Genomic DNA, 6,058 nt, shown 5'->3' with positions numbered 1-6,058 from the left:
GACTTCAATACAGAAACACTTGATTATAATTAAGTTATTCGCAGATAAGTTTCCCAATAGTGGACAACTAATTAAGGCTCTAAAGGAGTTTGAAAAAAGAATTATAAAATTAGAATATAATGATTTTAAAAAATTAGGAACCGAAATTGATGTACTTATATCGATAGTTTTTAAAATTATAGAGAATAATCCAAAAGTTATTGATATAGGTATAAAACTACTTGCTCGCTTATTTAATAAAATTGATAATAATAAGGATAAGGATGTAATAAATAGAGAGTCATTTAGCTTTATTTTTGGAACGAGCGATGAATCTTATTCAATAGATGAAAGTAAATTTAAAATAATAAACGTAGTTTTAAAAAAAATATCAGAGCAATCTTTTAATACACATTTAGAAATTTGGTTACAGAGATTAGTAATAAAGGTCCTTAATGAAGAGAGTCGATTTCGCAATGAGTATATAAGTCAATCGAATGAAAATATGGTTAGATTAACTAATGATATACTATGTAACGGAGGTTCTGAAATTAAATTGTTCAATGAGGATTGGATTAAAAATGAATACAGGATAAAATGGGATCAGTTTATTGATATTGAAAAAATTAATTCATTGAAGGATACAATCTCAATGCATGAAATTAAATATAATGAGTATATTGGTATTTAAGATAGATATTTAGTCATAGATGAAAGGATTTAAATATGATTCATTTTTTATTGCGTAGTAAACCTACGTATGTTAATTTTGGTATGTTGGTGTTACGATTAGCTCTTGGTATTTCTATGGCATATCATGGATATTTAAAGTTTCTAAGTGGCTCACAAGGCCTTTATAAGGTTGGAGCTATGTTAGCCCCATTAGGAGTAAGTGATGCTTATGAAGTATTAGGAACATTTGCTGCTTTTAGTGAACTTTTGGGTGGTATTTTAGTAGCTCTTGGTTTATTCACACGATTGGGATCTTTGCTGTTGGCTGGTGTTTTATTTACTGCTACTATTTTGCATTTGGATGCAGGATTTTTCTCATGGGATTATCCATCTCAAATGGGATTTGCGGCCTTAGCAATTTTCTTTATGGGCGGTGGACGCTATAGCGTAGATGCAGCTCTATTTGGCGTTCGTTGATCTAACTATCCGATTTTTGTAAAAGCTAAAAGGAATATTAGATAATTGTTAAGATAGTCTTTATGAGTTTGTTTTAGAATATATAAAGAGATATAGTAATTTTTTAAGGGTATAAAATATATGAAAAAAGTAATAGGTATATTGATATGTTGTTATTTCATGAGCTTATTTTTAAATACATACGCTTATTTTGAAGATGTTTATCGTATACGAATTAACCATCGATTGTTAGATGAAACATCTAGAATATCTTTATACTCAGATAATGTATATGTAAAGAAAAAAGACTGGAGTATTGAGTTGGTAAGGAATGGTGCTAGCATTGAAGTGCCAACTAAAATGCTTGAGGATGATTTTACTATAAACGTAGTTAAAGATAAGAGTATTAGTTGAACGTTATATTTAATAAATGCTCGTTACACATATGAAGATAAAAATTTACCAACAAGATCTTTTATATATTTTTATAATTCCGACTCTTCTAGTTGGCAAAATGTATTAGATTCAAATAATTATTATAGTCCTTATGAACGTACAATTTTTAATATCGCTAATGGATATAAATCTATGAGGGATGAAGGTGTAGATTTTGTGTTAACACTAGAGCCTAAATTTTTAAATAAGGATGGATATATGTATCAACTAACTTGGAATGAAATGAAGAAAAGTATACAATTTAAACCAGCTGAATATTTTATAAATGAGTTTTAATGTTAAATTCTATAGAATCTTTACAATTCTATAGAATTTATGTTACAATACGATACGGTATTCATAGATTATCTTTGGATTGATGGCATAGTAGTATGTATTTCTTTCGCAGATAATGGTATATTTCGTTAAGGTTTAGGCGAAAATGTGTCGCTTCTTATTGAGATAATACATGAAGAATGCCTATTGTTTGACATATTGCTATGTTACAGAAAGAGTCTGTTGCATAGCGCATTACAAATAGATTTAGGAGTTATAATGAACGCAAAAACAACACCATTTACAAAAGAACAATTAGAAACGATTATTGCTCAATATCCAACGCCATTCCACATTTATGATGCGAAGGGTATTATGGATAATATGCGCGCATTTTTAGATGCTTTCAGCTGGGCTCCTGGATTTAAACAATATTTTGCTGTGAAGGCAACACCAAATCCTTACATTATGAAAATGATGAAAGAAATTGGCATTGGTGCTGATTGCTCATCTATGGCAGAATTAATTTTGAGTGAGAAGGTAGGTATCACTGGAGATGATATTATGTTTTCCTCTAATGATACGCCATACGAAGAATATAAAAAAGCAATGGAGTTAGGTGCTATTATCAATTTAGATGATATTACGCACATTGCTTACTTGGAACAGCATGGTGCGTTACCTGATCGCTTCTGCTTCCGTTACAATCCAGGTTCTTTAAAAGAGGGCGGTAACACAATTATCGGTCTTCCAGAAGAAGCCAAATATGGGATGACAGAGGCTCAAATTATTGAGGCTATTACATACTTAAAAGGAAAAGGTATCACTAACTTTGGTTTACATACTATGGTAGTATCTAATGAATTAGATATTGATGGATTAGTAGGTACGGCAGAGTTAATGTTTAACCTAGCATTACGGGTAAAAGAACAAACAGGTGTTGAAGTATCATTCATCGACCTTGGCGGTGGTATTGGTGTTGCCTATAAACCAGAGCAAACACCAGTAGATTACAAAGTGCTAAGTGCAGGTGTTAAAGAAGCGTATGATCGTTTGATTCTAGGTGCAGGTCACAGTCCTATTCAATTAGCCTATGAATGTGGCCGTATGGTAACAGGACCTTATGGTTATTTAGTAGCTACGGCGATTCATAAAAAAGATATTTATAAACATTACATTGGCTTAGATGCATGTATGTCTAACTTGATGCGTCCAGCTTTATATGGATCTTATCATCATATTACTGTGATGGGTAAAGAAAATGAACCTGCTACAATGACCTATGATGTAACTGGGTCTTTATGTGAAAATAATGATAAGTTTGCCATTGATCGTCAATTGCCAAAAATCGATATGGGCGACCGCATTGTGATTCATGATGCAGGTGCACATGGTCATGCAATGGGCTTCAATTACAATGGCAAATTGCGTTCTGCTGAATTGCTATTACATGAAGATGGTAGCGTTACAGAAATTCGCCGTGCAGAAACGCTTGATGATTATTTTGCTACGTTAGATTTCTCTAAGTTATAATAGATATATTTATATATTATGTGTAGAGTGAATTTCGTATACGGTTCATGAATGTAAATAGTATACATAGTGTACGTCGAATTGGGGGCAACTACTATTGTAGTCGCCGTTGATGAGGAGTAGGTCTATGTATACTATTTTTTATTAAAATATTTGAATAAATTATAGTTATATCCCTAAAAATTAAAGGGAATAGCATTTACAATATTGAGAAAATTCAGTATAATAAATATTGTTGAGTCTCTTGGTAGAGAAATTAAATTTCAATATTGCTATAAATGAATAGATGATATGTTTATATATCATCAAAATCATAGTTAAATAGTAGAAATTAGCTTGCGGTTCCAGTCTATACACGGTATAATACAGATAGTATATTTACTATTTTAGATGTAGGCCAAAGTGGCGTTCTCATACTATGAATATGACAGCGGATTACACTTTGGTGGAATCCGTTTTTTTACGGCATTCGACACAGTCTAAGACCTAACTAGTCTTCTTTTTTATATAATATCTTAATTTGATAAGGAGTGACATACGTGGCAGAATTACTTCGCGTAGACAATGTACGTGCCTCTATTGAAGAGAAAGAAATCTTAAAAGGCATCAATTTAACAATTAATAAAGGTGAGATCCATGTAGTAATGGGCACGAATGGTGCAGGTAAGTCTACATTGGCCAATGTAATCATGGGCAACCCTGCTTATGAAGTAACAGAAGGTTCTATCGTATTTGATGGCGAGAATATCACTGAAGAAGCTGTAAACGATCGTGCAAAAAAAGGCATTTTCATGTCCTTCCAACATCCAATTTCTGTACCTGGTATTACAGTAGAAAACTTCATCCGTACAGCTAAAAACACAATTACTGGTGAAAACGTACGTGCCTTGGCTTTCAAAAAAGAATTAAAAGCTAAAATGGAAGAGTTATCCTTCGATACTTCTTACGCTAACCGTTATGTGAACGAAGGTTTCTCCGGTGGTGAAAGAAAGAAAAATGAAATTCTTCAAATGTCTATTTTAAATCCTAAATTGGCTATCCTTGATGAAACTGATTCCGGTCTTGACGTAGATGCTGTTCGTATCGTATCTGAAGGTGTAAACCGTTTTCATAATGAAGAGAATGCGGTGTTGATCATCACTCACCACAATCAAATTCTTCAAAAATTACAGCCAAACTTCGTACATATCCTAATCGATGGTCGTATTGTAAAAACTGGTGGCCCTGAACTCGTTCGTGAAATCGAAGAAAAAGGCTATGACGCATATAAAAATTTAGTATAGGAGGATCTCATGGAAGCGAGAAAGAAAACTCATATTGAGGAGATGGATCGCGGCGTCTATGACATTCGTAATGAATTTGAATTCTCCTATAAATCAGAAGCTGGTTTAACAGAAGATATCATTCGTGAAATGTGGGCTAACAAAAATGAGCCACAATGGATGTTAGATTTCCGTTTAAAATCTCTTGAAATTTACAATAAATTAGATGTTCCTAATTGGGTGCCTGATATTAGTGCTTTAAATATGGCCGATATCGTTACTTATGTAAAACCTAAAATTGATATGAAAGAAGACTGGAATGAAGTTCCAGATGACATTAAAGAGACATTTGACCGTCTTGGTATCCAAGAAGCTGAAAAAACTTCTTTGGCTGGCGTAGGAGCTCAATATGACTCTGAAGTTGTATATCATAGTATTCAAGAAGACTTGATTCGTCAAGGCGTTGTGTACACAGATATGCAAACAGCATTACATGAACATGAGGATATTGTAAAACAATATTTCATGACATTAGTGCCACCTACAGATCATAAATTTGCAGCTTTACATGGTGCAGTGTGGTCTGGCGGTTCCTTCGTATATGTGCCAAAAGGAGTAACTGTAGATATTCCATTGCAGTCTTACTTCCGTTTGAATGCACCAGGAGCAGGTCAGTTCGAGCATACGTTAATTATCGTAGAAGAAGGCGCAAAAGCACACTTCATTGAAGGTTGTTCCGCTCCAAAATATAATGTAGCTAACTTACATGCTGGTTGCGTTGAGTTGTTCGTAAAAGATAATGCTACTTTGCGTTATTCTACTATCGAAAACTGGTCTAAAAATATGTACAACTTGAATACAAAACGTAGCCGAGTTGGTAAAAATGGTACTATCGAGTGGGTATCCGGTTCCTTTGGCTCCGCTGTATCTTGCTTGTATCCTATGAGTATCTTGGCTGGTGAAGGGGCGCACTGTGAATTTACAGGCGTTACATTTGCTGGTGAAGGTCAATACCTAGATACAGGAGCGAAAGTAATTCATGCGGCACCACATACAACAAGTAATGTTAACTCTAAATCTATTTCTAAGAGCGGTGGTACAGCGATTTACCGTGGTGTATTAAACATTGGTAAAAATGCAGACCATTCCAAAGCAACCGTATCTTGTGAATCTTTGATGTTGGACCAAGAATCTCAATCCGATACCATTCCATCTATTACTATTGAAAATGATAATGTCGATTTAGGACATGAAGCAAAAATCGGTCGCATTTCCGATGAGGCTATTTTCTACTTGATGACTCGTGGTATTAGTGAAGAAGAAGCGAGAGCTATGCTTGTGCGTGGTTTCGTAGAACCAATTTCTAAAGAATTACCATTGGAATACGCTGTTGAAATGAATAATTTAATTACCTTAGAACTTGAAGGTTCTATCGGTTAGGAGGT

7 protein-coding genes are annotated in these 6,058 nt (G+C 33.9%); all 7 read left to right on the top strand.

Going from position 1 to position 6,058, the window contains the following annotated elements; all coding sequences use genetic code 11:
- Positions 1-670 (top strand): hypothetical protein (locus EO122_RS08210; RefSeq protein WP_371413175.1); only part of this gene is annotated, 670 nt, incomplete at its 5' end.
- Between the two features lie 35 nt (positions 671-705).
- A complete protein-coding gene (locus EO122_RS02965) occupies positions 706-1,128 on the top strand; it encodes a DoxX family protein (protein WP_127009307.1) in 423 nt (140 codons plus the stop codon).
- Positions 1,129-1,287: 159 nt separating this feature from the next.
- On the top strand, positions 1,288-1,521 hold the full coding sequence (locus EO122_RS02960) for a hypothetical protein (protein WP_127009306.1): 234 nt from the start codon (positions 1,288-1,290) through the stop codon (positions 1,519-1,521).
- A 174-nt stretch (positions 1,522-1,695) separates the two neighbouring features.
- Positions 1,696-1,839 (top strand): hypothetical protein, encoded by a 144-nt coding sequence (locus EO122_RS08205; RefSeq protein WP_164725939.1) that lies wholly within the window; start codon positions 1,696-1,698, stop codon positions 1,837-1,839.
- A gap of 258 nt (positions 1,840-2,097) precedes the next feature.
- The gene (locus EO122_RS02955) at positions 2,098-3,351 is read left to right on the top strand and encodes a diaminopimelate decarboxylase (protein WP_127009305.1); all 1,254 of its coding nucleotides are present in this window, start codon (positions 2,098-2,100) and stop codon (positions 3,349-3,351) included.
- Positions 3,352-3,890: 539 nt separating this feature from the next.
- Positions 3,891-4,634 carry a Fe-S cluster assembly ATPase SufC gene (gene sufC, locus EO122_RS02950; protein ID WP_127009304.1) on the top strand — a complete coding sequence of 248 codons (744 nt, stop codon included), beginning with the start codon at positions 3,891-3,893 and terminating at the stop codon, positions 4,632-4,634.
- A 9-nt stretch (positions 4,635-4,643) separates the two neighbouring features.
- Positions 4,644-6,053: a Fe-S cluster assembly protein SufB gene (sufB, locus tag EO122_RS02945; RefSeq protein WP_127009303.1), complete on the top strand. Its 1,410-nt coding sequence runs from the start codon at positions 4,644-4,646 to the stop codon at positions 6,051-6,053.
- Positions 6,054-6,058 lie beyond the last annotated feature (5 nt).

This window comes from Veillonella sp. CHU110, from assembly GCF_003992255.1.
Taxonomy (GTDB): Bacteria; Bacillota; Negativicutes; order Veillonellales; family Veillonellaceae; genus F0422.
Note: the sequence above shows the minus strand (reverse complement) of the source record. Positions and strands in the feature narration are given on the sequence as shown.